Below are 15,193 nucleotides of genomic sequence, written 5' to 3'. Positions count from 1 at the left end.
TAGCCACAAAGCACAACGGGCGCCCGAAGGCGCCCGCTGCAATGTCGATCGGGGCAGACCCGCCTGCCCCGCGAAACATCAGTCCAGCTTGATGTTTTGCTTCTTCACGACGTCCTGGGCCCAGTCGAACTGTTCCTGGATTTCCTTGGCGAACTCTTCCGGCGTGTTGCCCGACGGCGCCGAGCCTTGCTCGTCCAGCGCCTTGATGACCTTCGGGTCCTTCAGGGCGACGACGGCGGCGTCACGCAGCTTGTTCACGACTTCCATCGGCGTGCCCTTGGGCGCGAGGAGGCCATACCAGACCGGCTGGTTCAGCACCGGGTAGCCGGCTTCCTTGAAGGTCGGAACGCCCTTGACCGCGGCGATCTGCTCGGGCCAGGCGATGGCCATGGCGTTCAGCTTGCCGGCCTGGATCTGCGGCATCGACGACGGCAGGTTGTCGAACAGGATTTCGATCTGGCCGCCAACGGCATCGGCCAGCGCCGGGCCCGAACCCTTGTAGGGCACGTGCACGATGTCGGTGCCGGTGGCCATCTTGAAGGATTCGCCCATCAGGTGCAGCACGCCGCACGTGCCCGAGCTGCCGTACGAGTACTTGCCCGGATTCTTCTTCAGCTCTTCGATGAAGCCCTTGAAGTCCTTGGCGGGGAACTTGGGGTTCACGGCCACGACGTTGGCGGTGTTGGCGAAGTTGGTGACCGGCTGGAAGTCCTTGATCGGATCGTACGGCAGGTCCTTCGGACGGCAAGCGGGGTTCACGGCCATCGTGGAGACGGTGGCGATGGACAGCGTGTAGCCGTCGGCCGGCGCGCGCGCGGCTTCGGCCGCACCGATGGCGCCGCCCGCGCCGCCCTTGTTCTCAACGACCATGGGCTGGCCGAGTTCCTGGCTCATGCGCTGCGTCACGAGACGCGCAATGATGTCGGTGGAACCGCCAGGCGCGAACGGAACGATCACGCGGATGGCCTTGCTGGGGTACTTGTCTGCGGCGTGCGCGACCGAAGCGCCCAACGTGCCGGCTGCGCCGGTAGCAAGGGCGATGGCCACGGCCAGAGAGCGGACCTTATTCATAGATGTGTTTCCTCCAAGAGTGCGAGCCCGTTTGTAGACGGCCCGTTGTGTGTTGTGTCCGCCTGTAGACGGACCAGCAGATAACGGTGCGGGCGCATTGCTTGTGCGCAGCGTGTCGGCGCTGCATTTATGAGTTGCTTGTGGCACAAGCGCCCGCCAGAATGTCGGAGAATAGCAGCAAACGCTTACACCCGCATAGCGCGCCGGTCACCGCCCGGCGCTCGGCAAAAACCTCTTCTCCCATGTCTGTTGCCCTCCTGGTTTTCCCCGATTTCATGCTGGTCGCGCTGGGTTGGGCGCTACGTCACAAGCTGGGTTTCTCGCGCGAATTCTTCGCCGGAACGGAACGCCTCGTCTACTTCGTGCTGTTCCCCGCCTTGCTGTTCCAGGCGATCGTGCGCACGCCCATCACGGCGGGCAACGCGGCGCTGCTGCTGCAGGCTTCTGCCGCGGTCGTGGCTGCGGGCGTGGCGATGGCGTGGCTGGCGGGCCCGGTGCTGCGGCCCTCATCCCTCGGGCTGGCCTCGTCGGCGCAATGCGGCTACCGCTTCAACACCTACATCGGCCTGGCCTTGTCGGCCAGTCTGGCGGGCACCCAGGGCCAGACCGTCATGGCGCTGATCGTCGGGTTTGCGGTGCCCATGGCCAACGTCGCGGCCGTGTACGGCCTGGCGCGGCACAACGGCGGCAACCTGCTGCGGGAACTGGCGCGCAATCCGCTCGTGGTCTCCACGCTGCTTGGCCTGGCCTGCAATCTCGCGGGACTGCAACTGCCCGGCGCCGTGGACACCGTGCTTGCGCGGCTGGGCGCGGCGGCGATCGCGCTGGGCATCCTCTGCGTGGGGGCCAGCCTGGCATGGGAAGGCGGCAAGGGCTATGGATCGCTGATTGCCTGGATGTTGGGGGTCAAGCTCGTCGCGTTGCCCGCGGTCGCGCTGCTGGTGGCGCACCTGCTCGGCCTGCCGCCGCTGGAAGCGCGCATGCTGCTGCTCTTCGCGGCGCTGCCGACGGCCTCCGCGGCCTACGTGCTGGCGATGCGCATGGGCGGCGATGGCCGCATGGTGGCCGTGCTGATCTCGCTGGGCACCTTGTTCTCGGCCGTCACGATCCCGATGTGGCTGCTGCTGGCCGGCGGCTGACCTTCCCCCCCAAAAAAATGGCCGCCCCGGCAAGGGCGGCCATCTCATGCGGGTGGCGCAAGCCCGTTCAAGAAGGCTTGTGCGCGTTCGTCATCGAGCCCGGCACGACCCATTCGGCAAACTGCGCTTCGGTCACATAACCCAGCGCCAGCGCCGATTCCTTCAGCGACAGGCCTTCCTTGTGCGCCTTCTTGGCGATCTGCGCGGCCTTGTCGTAGCCAATGTGCGGATTCAGCGCGGTCACCAGCATCAGCGAACGGTCCACGAGTTCGGCAATGCGCTCGTGGTTGGGCTCGATGCCCGCGGCGCAATGCTTGTCGAAGCTGGCCATGCCGTCCGTCAAAAGGCGCACCGACTGCAGGAAATTGTGGATCACCAGCGGCTTGTAGACGTTCAGCTCGAAGTTGCCGCTGGCGCCGCCGATGTTGATCGCCACGTCGTTGCCCAGGACCTGCGCAGCCAGCATCGTGATGGCTTCGCACTGCGTCGGGTTGACCTTGCCCGGCATGATCGAACTGCCCGGTTCGTTCTCGGGGATGCTGATCTCGCCCAGGCCCGACCGCGGGCCGCTCGACAGCCAGCGCACGTCGTTGGCGATCTTCATGAGGCCGGCCGCCAGCGACTTCAGTGCGCCGTGGGCGAACAGCAGCGCTTCGTGCGAGGCCAGCGCCTGGAATTTGTTGGGCGCCGAGACGAACGCCGTGCCCGTGGCATGGGCCAGATCGGCCGACACTTTGGCGCTGAATTGCGGGTGCGCGTTCAGGCCCGTGCCCACCGCCGTGCCGCCGATGGCCAGCTGGTGCAGGCCCGGCAGCGTGGCGCGGATCTGCTGTTCGGCCAGATCAAGCTGCGCCACGTAGCCCGAAAGCTCCTGGCCCAGCGTCAACGGCGTGGCGTCCTGCAGGTGGGTGCGGCCGATCTTGACGATGTCGTAGAACGCGGCGCTCTTTTCCGCCAGCGTGGCGCGCAGCGCCTTCAGCGACGGCAGCAGGCGATGCTCGACCTCGACGGCGGCCGCCACGTGCATGGCAGTCGGGAACGTGTCGTTGGACGACTGCCCGCGGTTGACGTGATCGTTCGGATGCACCTTGCGCGCTTCGCCGCGCTCGCCGCCCAGGAGCTCCGAGGCGCGGTTGGCCAGCACCTCGTTCATGTTCATGTTGCTCTGCGTGCCCGACCCGGTCTGCCAGACGGACAGCGGGAATTCGTTGGGCCACTTGCCAGCGATGACTTCGTCGGCGGCGCGCATGATCGCGTCCGCGATCTGCGCGTCCAGCTCACCCAGGTCGGCATTGACCTTGGCCGCAGAACGCTTTAGCCGCGCCATCGCATTGACCAGCGGCTCCGGCATCTTTTCGGTGGAGATCGCGAAGAAATGCAGCGAGCGCTGCGTCTGGGCTCCCCACAGATGGTCTTGCGGCACCTCGATGGGGCCAAAGGTGTCTTTTTCGATGCGGGTCTTCATGGCGCGTACAACTCCGTGGCGGCGTCAGTCGCGGGCGGCGGGACGCCGTCGGTCACGACATATTGAGAATAAATATCAGTTATAGGTTAGCAGAAACCCGCATTCCTATAATTGCTCCAAACTGTGCTCCGATCCTCGTTTTTTACCACTCGCCCCGCGCCATGTCCGCCCCCCTTGCCACCCTGACTTTGCACCTGCCCGACGAAGCCGCCACCGAGGCGCTCGCGCGCCAGCTGGCGCCGATGGTCACGGGCGCCAAAACCGGCCTGCCAGGCGCGTGTATTCATCTCCAAGGTGACCTCGGCTCAGGAAAAACGGCCTTCTCCAGGGCATTGTTGCGTGAAAGCGGCATCACAGGCCGAATCAAGAGTCCAAGCTACGCCCTGCTTGAATCCTATAAACTTTCTAACTTATACTTCTATCACCTTGATTTTTATAGATTTAGTGATTCGCGCGAATGGTTGGACGCAGGATTTCGGGATTTACTGCGTGACGATGCGGTCGTTTTGATCGAATGGCCGGAGCGGGCAGAAGGCCTTTTGCCCCCGCCGGACCTGCTGATCTGCCTTGCGTATGCAGGCGACGGACGTGACGCCACCCTGACCGCGTACACCGCCCGAGGACAAACATGGTTGAACGCGATTGTCCCCCCGCCCCTGACGGCGCCCTCCCCTCGGCAGGCGCCACCCGCCGACGCCTGATCAGCGTCGCCGCCACGCTGCTCGTCCTGCCGGTCGTGCCGCGGCTGGCGCAGGCCGCCACGATCCTGGCCGTACGGACCTGGCCTGCCGACGAATACACCCGCGTCACGCTGGAACTCGACAGCGAACTCAAGGCTGAACAGTTCACGCTGGAAAATCCCCACCGCCTGGTGGTCGACATCGAGGGACTGACCCTCAGCGCGGCCTTGAACGACCTGGTCTCCAAGGTCCGGCCCGACGATCCCTACATCCAGAGCCTGCGCGTGGCGCAGAACCGCCCGAACGTCGTGCGGCTGGTGTTCGATCTGAAGCAGCCCGTGGCGCCGCAGGTGTTCACGCTCAAGCCCGTTGCCGACTACCAGTACCGCCTGGTGCTGGACCTGTACCCCAAGATCGCCCAGGATCCGCTGATCGCGATCCTGAACAAGTCCAGCGGTCCCGATGTGGACGATCCGCTGGCGCGCATCCTGGAAGACATCCAGCGCAACCCGGTGACCCGCGCGGATCCGCCCGAGCCGCCCCGCGTGCGCGGCCAGCAGCCGGCGCCCGCCCTGCCGACCCCGCCCAAGCCCCCTGCCACCGCCAGCCGCGGCAAGCCGCGCATGCTGACCATCGCGCTGGACCCCGGCCACGGCGGCGAAGACCCGGGCGCCATCGGCAAATCCGGCCTGCGCGAAAAAGACGTGGTGCTGCGCATTGCGCGGCGCCTGAAGTCGCTGATCGACAGCCAGCCGTACATGCGTGCTTATCTGACGCGGGACGACGATTACTTCGTGCCGCTGCACGTACGCGTGCAGAAGGCGCGCCGTGTGCATGCGGACCTGTTCATCTCCATCCACGCGGACGCCTGGGTCAAGCCCTCCGCCAACGGCTCGTCGGTCTTCGCGCTGTCCCAGCGCGGCGCCACCAGCGCGCAGGCCCGGTGGATGGCCGACAAGGAAAACGCGGCCGACCTGATCGGCGGCGTCAACCTGGGCAGCCACGACCGCCAGGTCGCGAAGGTGCTGCTGGACCTGTCCACCACGGCCCAGATCAACGACTCGCTCAAGGTGGGCAACGCCTTCCTGGACGAGATCAAGAAGATCAACCGCCTGCACAAGAACAGCGTCGAACAGGCCGGCTTTGCCGTGCTGAAGGCGCCGGACATTCCGTCGGTGCTGGTCGAGACCGCCTTCATCAGCAACCCCCAGGAAGAAGCCCTGCTGCGCAGCGCAGGGCACCAGGACAAGCTGGCGCAGGCCATGATGACCGGCATCCAGCGCTACTTCACGGCCAACCCGCCGCTCGCGCGCCTGGGCGACGTGAGCTAGGTTTTACGCGCGATCCCGGGCCCTTTGGCCGGGCCCATGAAAAAAAGGCTATGCACCCTTTGGCGCATAGCCTTTTTGTTTGGGCGCGTCGCGCCGCCCTAGTGCGCCCGGCGCGCGCGCACCAGCTTGACCAGGCCGGCCCCCACGACCGGCACGACGGCCGCCGCCAGGCCCACCAGGACGATGGTGTTCAGGTGATCGCGGATGATCGGGATATTGCCGAAGAAGTAACCCGCCGCGACCAGGCTGATCACCCACAGCAGCGCGCCCATGATGTTGAACATCTGGAAGCGCGCCATCGACATCTCGGCCACGCCCGCCACGAAGGGCGCAAAGGTACGCACCACCGGGATGAAGCGCGACATGACGATCGTCTTGCCGCCGTGCTTTTCATAGAAGGCATGCGTGCGCATCAGCGCGCCGCGGTCCAGGAAGCGCAGGTTCATCGAGAACACCCGCGGTCCGATGTAGCGGCCGATCGCGTAGTTCAGCGAGTTGCCGGTCACGGCCGCCACGATGAGCAGCACCGACATCAGCATGGGGTCGATATGGCCCGTGGCGCCAAAGGCGCCGGCGATGAACAAGAGCGAGTCGCCCGGCAGGAAAGGCAGCACGACCAGTCCCGTCTCGGCAAAGACGATGAGAAACAGCACCAGGTACACCCACACGCCGTATTGCTCGACCCAGAGACCCAGCGTCTGGTCGATGTGGAGCACCATATTGAAAAACTCGAGCATTGAAGCGGCCCTGATATCCGATGTGAATTTGTCAGCGACTATAGCCCACCGGAGCATGACGCTAAAATCGTCCGCACTGCTACATAAGATCTGGGCCTCATGACCGAACGTCGTTCCATCCTTGCGCTTCCTGACCTGCTGATCAGCCAGATCGCCGCTGGCGAGGTCATCGAGCGCCCCGCGTCCGTGCTCAAGGAAATCCTGGAAAACGCGATCGACGCAGGCGGGCGCGCCATCGAGGTCCGTCTCGAAGGCGGCGGCATCCGGCGTATTGCGGTGACGGATGACGGCGGCGGCATCCCGCCCGAGGAACTGCCGCTGGCGCTGGCCCGCCACGCCACCAGCAAGATCCGCTCGCTGAACGAGCTGGAATCCGTGGCATCCATGGGGTTTCGCGGCGAGGCCCTGGCCTCGATTGCGTCCGTGGCCCAGGTGTCCATCATTTCGCGCACCCGCGACGGCGACCATGCCTGGCAGATCGACGCGGGCAGCATGCAGGTCAGCCCCGCCTCCGGCCCGCCCGGCACCACCGTCGACGTGCGCCAGCTCTTCGACGCGGTGCCCGCGCGCCGCAAGTTCCTGCGCTCCGAAGCCACCGAATTCGGCCATTGCGTCGATGCCATGGAGCGCATCGCGCTGGCGCATCCGCAGATTGCCTTCCGCCTGTTCCACCACGACCGCGCGCAGCGTCAGTGGCTGCCGGCCGAACCGCCGCAGCGCATCCGCGACGTGCTGGGCGCCGAATTCGCCGAGCACGGCCTGCTGCTGTCGCATTCGGTCGGCACGGTCAGCCTGGTCGGCATGATTACCCGGCCAACCGCCGCCCGCGCCCGCGCCGACCGTCAGTACCTCTACGTGAATGGCCGCTACGTGCGGGACCGCACCGTCAGCCACGCGCTGCGCGCGGCCTACGCCGACGTGCTGCACGGCGACCGCCAGCCCGCTTATGTGCTGTTCCTGGACATCGATCCGGCCGCAGTGGATGTGAACGTCCACCCGGCCAAGCACGAAGTGCGTTTCCGCGACAGCGGCGCCGTGCACCGCTTCGTCTCGCACGCGGTCAGCCAGACGCTGGCGCAGACCGGCGGCTCGTCGGCCGTGGCGCCTGCGGCACAGGCCGATGACGGCGGATTCGAAACCGTCGCGCGACCGGCGGGCGACGCCGCCTCCTCCGACGCCGCCGCCCCCGCCTACCGCCCTGCGATGCCGGCCCCGGCCGAATCGCCGCGCCCTGGCTATGGAGGCATGAATGGCGGCACCGCAGGCAGCACAGCGGGCGGCGCGCATGCAGGTGCACACCCCAGCTCGGGCAACGGCGCCGCCTACGGCCTGCGCCCGTCGCCTACCCCGCAGCGTCCGCATACCCAGGTGCCCTTCCGCCTGCACGCCGAACCGGCCGGCATTCCCGCCGCCGACTGGCAATCGCTCTACCGCCCCCTGACCGACGACACCGCCGCCCGGGCCGCGCCCCTGCGTGAACCGGCGCCCCCGCCCGCCGCGCTGCCCGCCGACGAAGAACACCCGCTGGGCATGGCGGTGGCGCAGCTGCACGGCGTGTACATCCTGGCGCAGAACCGCCGCGGCATGGTGCTGGTCGACATGCACGCCGCCCACGAGCGCGTGGTGTACGAACAGCTCAAGCAGGCCCTGGACGCGCGCAGCCTGCCGCGCCAGGACCTGCTGGTGCCCGTGGTGTTCCACGCCCAGGAAAAGGACGTGGCGCTGGTCGAGGAATTCGAGGAACAGTTGAACGACCTGGGCTTTGAGATGCGTCCGTCCGGCCCCACCTCGATCGCGGTTCGATCGGTGCCGGCCATCCTGGCCCGCGGGGACATCGAAACCCTGGCCCGCGCCGTGTTGCGCGATCTGGGCGCGGTGGGCGTCTCGCGCCTGTTGACCGAACAGCGCAACGAACTGCTCTCGACCATGGCCTGCCACGGCTCCGTGCGCGCCAACCGCAAGCTCACCCTCGAAGAGATGAACGGCCTGCTGCGCCAGATGGAATCCACGGAACGGGCCGACCAATGCAATCACGGCCGTCCCACCTGGGTGCAATGGTCGATGTCCGACCTGGACAAGCTCTTCCTGCGTGGGCAATAGCTTGCCGGCGACCCGCTCCCCCGTTTTGCCCCCGGTCATCTGCCTGGCGGGCCCCACCGCAGCCGGTAAGAGCGCCTCGACGCTGGCCCTGGCCGAACGCTGGCCGCTCGAGATCGTCAACGTGGACTCGGCCACGATCTACCGCGGCATGGATATCGGCACCGCCAAGCCCTCGCCCGAAGAACAGGCCCGCGTTCCGCAGCACCTGCTGGACATCCTGGACCCGGCGCAGTCGTATTCGGCCGCGGAATTCCGCGCCGACGCGCTGCGCCTGATCGCCGGCATTCGCGCGCGCGGCCGCATCCCGCTGCTGGCGGGCGGCACGATGATGTACTACAAGGCGCTGCGCGACGGCCTGGACGATCTGCCGCAGGCCGATCCCGCGCTGCGCGCCGAACTGGAAGCGCGCGCCGCCCGGCTGGGCTGGCCCGCGCTGCACGCTGAACTGGCGAAGCTGGACCCCGTCACGGCCGCGCGCCTGGCGCCCAACGACAGCCAGCGCATCCAGCGCGCACTCGAAATCTGTCAGCTTTCCGGCCAACCCATGTCGGCCCTGCTGCAACGCGCCCAGCGCACGCCGGACGACGACGGCAACCGCTACGTGACGATCAGCCTGGAGCCCTCGGACCGCGCCGCGCTGCACGCCCGCATCGAGCAGCGCTTTGACGCCATGCTGCGCCAGGGCCTGCTGGACGAGGTGCGCGGCCTGCACGACCGCGCCGACCTGCACCCGGGCCTGCCCTCCGTGCGCTGCGTGGGCTATCGTCAAATGTGGGCACACCTGGACGGCCAGATCGACCTGGACACCGCCCGCGAACAGGGCATCGCGGCGACGCGGCAGTTGGCCAAGCGCCAGATCACCTGGCTGCGCGCGCAGCCCGATCGCGTCATCGTCGACTGCCTGGCCGCCGACGCCGTGGCGCAGACCATCGACGCCGTGGCGCTGGCGCTGGCGGACTGACGGGCTGTATTCAAAGGTGTCTGACACCCCAACGAGACCGACTTCATCCTGCGATGCCGTCTCAGGGGGTGTCAGACACCTTTGAATGAGCCGCCCAGACGCCCGCCCGTGGCATCAAACGCCGCGCCAAAAAAAAAATGACCGCCATCACGGCGGTCATCTTCATTGCAGCGCGATCGCCGCGGCGTCACACCACGAAGGTCTGCGCCATGCCGGCTTCCTGGGGCACGATCTCGCCCAGCTTGCTGACGGTCTCGCCCTGCTCGCGCAGCGTGGCGGCAATGGCGTCGGCCTGGGCCGGATCCACCACCAGCACCATGCCGATGCCGCAGTTGAAGACGCGGTACATCTCGGTGTCCTCGACGCCGCCTTGCTCTTGCAGCCACTGGAACAGCTTGGGCATTTCCCAGGCGTCGCGATGCAGCTTGGCGGCCAGGCCGTCCTGCAGGATGCGCGGCACGTTGTCCAGCAGGCCGCCGCCGGTGATGTGGGCCAGGCCCTTGATGTCGGTGCCGTGCTTGGCCAGGGCGGCCAGCACCTGCTTCACGTAGATGCGGGTCGGGGCCATGACCACGTCGACCATTTTCTGGCCGTGGAAATCGTCATCGGGCTTGGCGCCCGCGCGTTCCAGGATCTTGCGCAGCAGCGAGTAGCCGTTCGAGTGCGCGCCGCTGGAAGCCAGGCCCAGCACCACGTCGCCCGCCTTGATGGACTTGCCGTCGATGATCTTGGACTTTTCCACCGCGCCCACCGCGAAACCGGCCAGGTCGTATTCGCCGTCCGGGTACATGCCCGGCATTTCGGCGGTCTCGCCGCCGATCAGCGCGCAACCCGACAATTCGCAGCCCTTGGCAATGCCGCCCACCACTGCCGCCGCCGTGTCCACCGACAACTTGCCGCAACCGAAGTAATCCAGGAAGAACAGGGGTTCTGCGCCCTGCACCAGGATGTCGTTGACGCTCATGGCGACCAGGTCGATGCCCACCGTGTCGTGGCGGTTCCAGTCGAACGCCAGGCGCAGCTTGGTGCCCACGCCGTCCGTGCCGGACACCAGCACGGGCTCCTTGTAGGTCTTGGGCACTTCGAACAGGCCGCCAAAGCCGCCGATACCGGCCAGCACCCCGGGGCGCATCGTGCGCGCGGCAAGGGGTTTGATTCGGTCGACCAGGGCGTCGCCTGCGTCGATGTCGACACCGGCGTCGCGGTAGGTCAGGGGGGCTTTAGGTTGGTTCGTCATGAGAAATGCCGTGGGGTATGTAACAATTGCTGGGATTTTGGTGGAACGCCCTGCATTTTACGATGACCCGGCCGCGGACAGGCGCTAAAGGGCGCAAACCCCCGCCAGGCCAAGAGTTCGGACGCGACACCATCGCCTCAGGTGGTTTAAAGTGTAGGGTTGGCCGGTATTGATTTTGCCAGTTTCTACATGGCCCTTGTATCACCGATTTTTCTTGGCTTTTTGCGGCGGCCCGGCCTGGACCTTCCGGCGCCCCCGAAAACGCCTGATTGCTAACTCTCATGAACCGCCAGCTGCTGCTCGACGTTCTCCCCGCGCCAGCGCCATCGCTGAACAACTACATCGCCGGCCCCAACGGAGAAGCGGTGGCAGCCGTACGTGCGCTCAAGCCAGGCCGTGCCCTGTACATCTGGGGCGCCGCCGGCTGCGGCCGCACCCATCTGCTGCGCGCCCTGACCGCGCGCCCGGACGCCGTCTACATCGACCCGGCCAACGGCGAAAACATGCTGCGCCGCCTGGCCGAAGCCGATTCCAAATCGCCGATGCCCCACTTTGTGGCCGTCGACGACGTGCACCGCATGGACGACAGCCGCCAGGCCGCCCTGTTTGCGCTGTACAACCGCTGGCGCGAATCGGCCGCCACGCAGCGAGCCTTTGCGCTTGCGCTGGCCGGCGACCGCGCGCCGCTGTCGATGCCGCTGCGCGAAGATCTGCGCACGCGCCTGGGCTGGGACCTGGTGTTCCGGCTGGATCCGCTGTCCGACGCCGACAAGCTGGCCGCGCTGTCGGCGCAGGCCGCCGAACGCGGGCTGCACCTGGCGCCCGAAATCATCAACTGGATGCTCACGCACCACGAGCGCGACATCCGCAAGCTTGCGGCGTTGCTCGACGCGCTGGATCGTTATTCCCTGGCCACCGGCCGCCCCATCACCCTCCCCCTGCTGCGCGCCATGCTCGCAGATCCTGATTCACAACGCACATGACCACCCGACGTCTTGCCCTGTTCGACCTTGATCACACCTTGCTGCCGCTCGACAGCGACTATCAATGGGCCGACTATCTGGCGCGCACGGGCCGCGCGGGCGATCCCGAGCAAGCCCGCCGCCTGAATGACGATCTGATGGAGCGCTACAACCGCGGCGAACTCACGGCCGAACAGGCCGCCGAATTCATGCTCGGCCTGCTGGCCGCGCACGCGCCTCACGATCTGGCCGTCTGGCACGAAACCTTCATGGGCGAAGTCATCCGCCCGTCCATCACCCCCGCCGCGCGCGACCTGGTGGACGGCCACCTGGAAGCCGGGGACCTCTGCGCCATCGTCACGGCCACCAACAGTTTCGTCACCGCCCCGATCGCGCGCGCGTTCGGTGTGCCCCATCTGGTCGCAACCGATGCCGAGTACCTGCGCGGCCGCTACACGGGCCGCATCCTGGGCACGCCAAGCTTCAAGGAAGGCAAGGTGGTGCGCGTGAACGACTGGCTGGGCAGCATGGGCTTGGGGCTTGCGGATTTCTCCGAATCGTTTTTCTATAGCGATTCGGTCAATGATGTGCCGCTCCTCGAAAAAGTGACCCGTCCGATTGCCGCCAACCCCAGCCCCGCCCTGCGCGCCATTGCGCAGGAACGCGGCTGGCAAGTGATCGACCTGTTCGACCACATGGAAGATTCGAAGTCCTAAATGATCACTGAAACCATAAAAAAATTCGTCGGCCGGCTATTCGCGCCGACACCCAGGGGGCCGTTGCGCATCGGGCGCGACAAACACGGCATCGACCGCCGCAACGTGTCGCGCCACGCCATCAAGGTGTGCGAGGTGCTGCGCCAGCATGGCTACGAAGCCTATATCGTCGGCGGCGCGGTGCGCGACCTGATCGTCGGGCTCGAGCCCAAGGACTTCGACGTGGCCACCAACGCCACGCCCGAACAGATCCGTCCGCTGTTCCGCCGCGCGCGCATCATCGGCCGGCGCTTTCAGCTGGTCCACGTGGTGTTCGGCCAGGAGATCATCGAGACCTCCACCTTCCGCGCGCCCGCCTCGGAAGACCAGGAAACCGACGAGCACGGCCGCATCCTGCGCGACAACGTGTTCGGATCCCAGGAAGAAGACGCCAAGCGCCGCGACTTCACCATGAATGCGCTGTACTACGACCCGCACAACGAGGAAGTCATCGACTACCACAATGGCGTGGCCGACCTGAAGAAACGCCAGATCCGCATCATCGGCGATCCCGTCAAGCGCTACCGCGAAGATCCGGTCCGCATGCTGCGCGCCGTGCGCTTTGCCGCCAAGCTGAACGGCACGATCGATCCGGCCACGCGCGAGCCCATCAGCACCATGGCCGACCTCATCGAGAACGTGCCGGCCTCGCGCCTGTTCGACGAGATGCTCAAGCTGCTGACCTGCGGCCATGCGATGGACTGCCTGCGCCAGCTGCGCGCCGATGGCCTGCACAACGGCCTGCTGCCGCTGCTGGACGTGGTGCTTGAACAACCCGGCGGCGAACACTTCGTGGAACTGGCGCTGGAACGCACCGATGCGCGCGTGCGCGCCGGCAAGACCATCAGCCCCAGCTTCCTGTTTGCCGCGCTGCTGTGGCAGCAGGTCGAAGTGCGCTGGAAGCAGTTGCGCGCGCAGGGCGAGCACACCATTCCGGCCCTGTCGTCGGCCGCGGACTCGGTGCTGGACGAACAGACCGAGAAGCTCGCCATCCAGCGCCGCTTCTCGTCCGACATGCGCGAGATCTGGTTCATGCAGCCGCGTTTCGAACGGCGCATGGGCAAGACCATCTACCGCATGATCGAGCAGCCGCGTTTCCGCGCCGCCTGCGACTTCCTGCAGCTGCGCGCCGCCGCCGGCGAGTTCGACAGCGTGCTGGCGCAGTGGTGGATGGATCTGGCCAATGCCGACGACGCCACCCGTGCCGACATGATCGAAGAAGTGTCGCGCCAGCCGCGCGAAGCCAGCGACGACGCCGCGCCCGCGCGCCGCCGCCGCCGCCCGCGCCGCAGCGGGCCGCGCAGCGCGCCCGCCGGCGAGTAACCGCTGTGCCGCAGCCGCCTGTCCGCGCCTACGTGGGCCTGGGCGCCAATCTGGGCGACAGCGCGGCCACCCTGCGCCAGGTCCTGGCGCAGCTTGAGGCCACGCCCGGCGTCTCCGGGGTGACGGCCTCGCCGTTCTACCGCAGCGCGCCGGTCGACGCCACCGGCCCCGACTTCATCAATGCCGTGGCCGCCGTGGATACCGTCCTTGCGCCGCTGGCGCTGCTGGATGTCCTGCAGGCGCTGGAGCACGAACACGGCCGCCTGCGTCCCTACCGCAATGCCCCTCGCACGCTCGATCTTGATCTGCTGCTGCACGGCGATGCGCAGCTTGATCACGAACGGCTGATCCTGCCCCATCCCCGTCTGCATCTGCGCGCCTTCGTGCTGCTGCCGCTGCGCGACCTGGCGCCTGACCTGTCGGTGCACGGCAAACCGCTGGATGCGTGGATCGGTGCGATCCACGACCAGCCCATCGAACGGCTCGCGGGCTGATCACGCCCATCGGGACGCGCCGCCTGCCTGGCGTCAGGGCTTGGGCGTGAAGGCCATCATGGCGCGCTCGACGTCTTCCACGTCCGGCAGCCCCGCCTCATTGCCCAGATGCTGGATCTTGTGCGCCGAGGCCGCGCGCGCGAACGTGAAGTGCTCGATCCAGGGCTGGTCCGGCCGCGTCAGGTAGGACCATACGTAGGCGCCGTGAAACACGTCGCCCGCCCCCGAGGTGTCGATGATCCGCGAGGCGGGCACATCCAGCGAAGGCAGCGTGTCGACGCGCCCCGTTTCGTCGTACCAGAGCATCCCGCGTTCGCCCATCGTCACGGCGCCGATGCGGCAGCCGCGCGCCTTGAGCAGGTCCAGCAGGCCCTCGGGCGGCAGGTTCAGTTGTTCGCACATGCGCTCGGCGCACACGGCCACATCGATGTAACGCAGCAGTTCGTCGGTGTTCTCGCGCACGCCGCCTCCGTCCAGTGACGTCAGCACGCCGGCCTGGCGGCACGCCCTTGCGTAATGCAGCGCGGCATCGGGCTGATGGCCGTCCAGATGCAGCGCGCGATAACCGGCAATGTCCAGTCGGGGAAAGTCGTTCAGGTAATCGGCATCGCGGGCGCGCAGGATGGCGCGCTTGCCGTTGTTGGGCATGATGAACGACAGCGACGACCGCCGCACGTGCCGCGCGTGCAGCGTGACACCATGCGCGGCGGCCATGTCCGTGTACATGTGCCCCAGCCAGTCGGGCGCCAGGGAACAGATCAGATCGGGCGGCAATCCCAGCCGCGCGCAGGCAAAGGCCGCCGTGACCGCATTGCCGCCGAAAGACACCGCGTAATCGCGCGCCACGCTTTTCTGGTCGCCCGTGGGCCATTCGTCGGCCAGCACGGTTACGTCGATGTAGGTATGTCCGATAAAAAGCGCATCACCCATGGGCCCGC

Annotated in this window: 14 protein-coding genes; 9 read left to right on the top strand and 5 right to left on the bottom strand. The window is 66.9% G+C overall.

The window, feature by feature from the left end:
- Positions 1-78: 78 nt before the first annotated feature.
- Positions 79-1,071: a tripartite tricarboxylate transporter substrate binding protein BugE gene (locus ASD87_RS10875; protein WP_056321009.1), complete on the bottom strand. Its 993-nt coding sequence runs from the start codon at positions 1,069-1,071 to the stop codon at positions 79-81.
- Between the two features lie 161 nt (positions 1,072-1,232).
- Here ASD87_RS10875 and ASD87_RS10870 point away from each other — a divergent pair, with 161 nt between their 5' ends.
- A complete protein-coding gene (locus ASD87_RS10870; RefSeq protein ID WP_056321006.1) occupies positions 1,233-2,210 on the top strand; it encodes an AEC family transporter in 978 nt (325 codons plus the stop codon).
- 67 nt (positions 2,211-2,277) lie between these two features.
- Here ASD87_RS10870 and fumC read toward each other — a convergent pair whose 3' ends face one another.
- Entirely contained in the window at positions 2,278-3,675 is a 1,398-nt protein-coding gene (gene fumC / locus ASD87_RS10865) for a class II fumarate hydratase (RefSeq protein ID WP_056321003.1), read from the bottom strand.
- Between the two features lie 161 nt (positions 3,676-3,836).
- Here fumC and tsaE point away from each other — a divergent pair, with 161 nt between their 5' ends.
- The gene (tsaE, locus tag ASD87_RS26570) at positions 3,837-4,376 is read left to right on the top strand and encodes a tRNA (adenosine(37)-N6)-threonylcarbamoyltransferase complex ATPase subunit type 1 TsaE (RefSeq protein WP_082586257.1); all 540 of its coding nucleotides are present in this window, start codon (positions 3,837-3,839) and stop codon (positions 4,374-4,376) included.
- A complete protein-coding gene (locus tag ASD87_RS10860; protein WP_056320999.1) occupies positions 4,304-5,686 on the top strand; it encodes an N-acetylmuramoyl-L-alanine amidase in 1,383 nt (460 codons plus the stop codon). The genes tsaE and ASD87_RS10860 overlap by 73 nt, the downstream gene beginning before the upstream one ends.
- A 98-nt stretch (positions 5,687-5,784) precedes the next feature.
- Here the strand turns inward: ASD87_RS10860 and ASD87_RS10855 are convergent, their stop codons facing one another.
- The gene (locus tag ASD87_RS10855; protein WP_156403411.1) at positions 5,785-6,423 is read right to left on the bottom strand and encodes a VTT domain-containing protein; all 639 of its coding nucleotides are present in this window, start codon (positions 6,421-6,423) and stop codon (positions 5,785-5,787) included.
- 99 nt (positions 6,424-6,522) lie between these two features.
- Here ASD87_RS10855 and mutL point away from each other — a divergent pair, with 99 nt between their 5' ends.
- Together mutL and miaA are read left to right on the top strand one after the other, a co-directional pair.
- Positions 6,523-8,523, top strand: coding sequence for a DNA mismatch repair endonuclease MutL (mutL, locus tag ASD87_RS10850; RefSeq protein ID WP_056320997.1), 2,001 nt, complete (start codon positions 6,523-6,525; stop codon positions 8,521-8,523).
- A gap of 25 nt (positions 8,524-8,548) precedes the next feature.
- The gene (miaA, locus tag ASD87_RS10845; protein WP_056320994.1) at positions 8,549-9,484 is read left to right on the top strand and encodes a tRNA (adenosine(37)-N6)-dimethylallyltransferase MiaA; all 936 of its coding nucleotides are present in this window, start codon (positions 8,549-8,551) and stop codon (positions 9,482-9,484) included.
- 187 nt (positions 9,485-9,671) lie between these two features.
- Here the strand turns inward: miaA and purM are convergent, their stop codons facing one another.
- Positions 9,672-10,721 carry a phosphoribosylformylglycinamidine cyclo-ligase gene (gene purM, locus ASD87_RS10840; protein WP_056320991.1) on the bottom strand — a complete coding sequence of 350 codons (1,050 nt, stop codon included), beginning with the start codon at positions 10,719-10,721 and terminating at the stop codon, positions 9,672-9,674.
- A 281-nt stretch (positions 10,722-11,002) separates the two neighbouring features.
- Between purM and hda the strand changes: the two genes are divergently transcribed.
- The 4 genes from hda to ASD87_RS10820 are packed head-to-tail and all read left to right on the top strand — an operon-like array spanning position 11,003 to position 14,255.
- A complete protein-coding gene (gene hda, locus ASD87_RS10835; RefSeq protein ID WP_056320988.1) occupies positions 11,003-11,704 on the top strand; it encodes a DnaA regulatory inactivator Hda in 702 nt (233 codons plus the stop codon).
- The gene (locus ASD87_RS10830; protein WP_056320985.1) at positions 11,701-12,399 is read left to right on the top strand and encodes an HAD family phosphatase; all 699 of its coding nucleotides are present in this window, start codon (positions 11,701-11,703) and stop codon (positions 12,397-12,399) included. Before hda ends, ASD87_RS10830 begins: the two co-directional genes overlap by 4 nt.
- Positions 12,400-13,761 carry a polynucleotide adenylyltransferase PcnB gene (gene pcnB / locus ASD87_RS10825; protein ID WP_056320983.1) on the top strand — a complete coding sequence of 454 codons (1,362 nt, stop codon included), beginning with the start codon at positions 12,400-12,402 and terminating at the stop codon, positions 13,759-13,761.
- 5 nt (positions 13,762-13,766) lie between these two features.
- Entirely contained in the window at positions 13,767-14,255 is a 489-nt protein-coding gene (locus ASD87_RS10820) for a 2-amino-4-hydroxy-6-hydroxymethyldihydropteridine diphosphokinase (RefSeq protein WP_056320980.1), read from the top strand.
- Between the two features lie 33 nt (positions 14,256-14,288).
- Here the strand turns inward: ASD87_RS10820 and ASD87_RS10815 are convergent, their stop codons facing one another.
- Complete coding sequence (locus ASD87_RS10815) at positions 14,289-15,185, bottom strand: sugar kinase (RefSeq protein WP_056320976.1); 897 nt, start codon at positions 15,183-15,185, stop codon at positions 14,289-14,291.
- Positions 15,186-15,193 lie beyond the last annotated feature (8 nt).

Source organism: Achromobacter sp. Root170 (assembly GCF_001428165.1).
Lineage (GTDB): Bacteria > Pseudomonadota > Gammaproteobacteria > Burkholderiales > Burkholderiaceae_B > Achromobacter > Achromobacter mucicolens.
Note: the sequence above shows the minus strand (reverse complement) of the source record. Positions and strands in the feature narration are given on the sequence as shown.

Bases quoted from the DNA above. Each gene is read 5' to 3' on its own strand.
- ASD87_RS10875 (WP_056321009.1), bottom strand. From the start codon at position 1,071: ATGAATAAGGTCCGCTCTCTGGCCGTGGCCATCGCCCTTGCTACCGGC.
- ASD87_RS10870 (WP_056321006.1), top strand. From the start codon at position 1,233: ATGTCGGAGAATAGCAGCAAACGCTTACACCCGCATAGCGCGCCGGTC.
- fumC (WP_056321003.1), bottom strand. From the start codon at position 3,675: ATGAAGACCCGCATCGAAAAAGACACCTTTGGCCCCATCGAGGTGCCG.
- tsaE (WP_082586257.1), top strand. From the start codon at position 3,837: ATGTCCGCCCCCCTTGCCACCCTGACTTTGCACCTGCCCGACGAAGCC.
- ASD87_RS10860 (WP_056320999.1), top strand. From the start codon at position 4,304: ATGGTTGAACGCGATTGTCCCCCCGCCCCTGACGGCGCCCTCCCCTCG.
- ASD87_RS10855 (WP_156403411.1), bottom strand. From the start codon at position 6,423: ATGCTCGAGTTTTTCAATATGGTGCTCCACATCGACCAGACGCTGGGT.
- mutL (WP_056320997.1), top strand. From the start codon at position 6,523: ATGACCGAACGTCGTTCCATCCTTGCGCTTCCTGACCTGCTGATCAGC.
- purM (WP_056320991.1), bottom strand. From the start codon at position 10,721: ATGACGAACCAACCTAAAGCCCCCCTGACCTACCGCGACGCCGGTGTC.
- hda (WP_056320988.1), top strand. From the start codon at position 11,003: ATGAACCGCCAGCTGCTGCTCGACGTTCTCCCCGCGCCAGCGCCATCG.
- ASD87_RS10830 (WP_056320985.1), top strand. From the start codon at position 11,701: ATGACCACCCGACGTCTTGCCCTGTTCGACCTTGATCACACCTTGCTG.
- pcnB (WP_056320983.1), top strand. From the start codon at position 12,400: ATGATCACTGAAACCATAAAAAAATTCGTCGGCCGGCTATTCGCGCCG.
- ASD87_RS10815 (WP_056320976.1), bottom strand. From the start codon at position 15,185: ATGGGTGATGCGCTTTTTATCGGACATACCTACATCGACGTAACCGTG.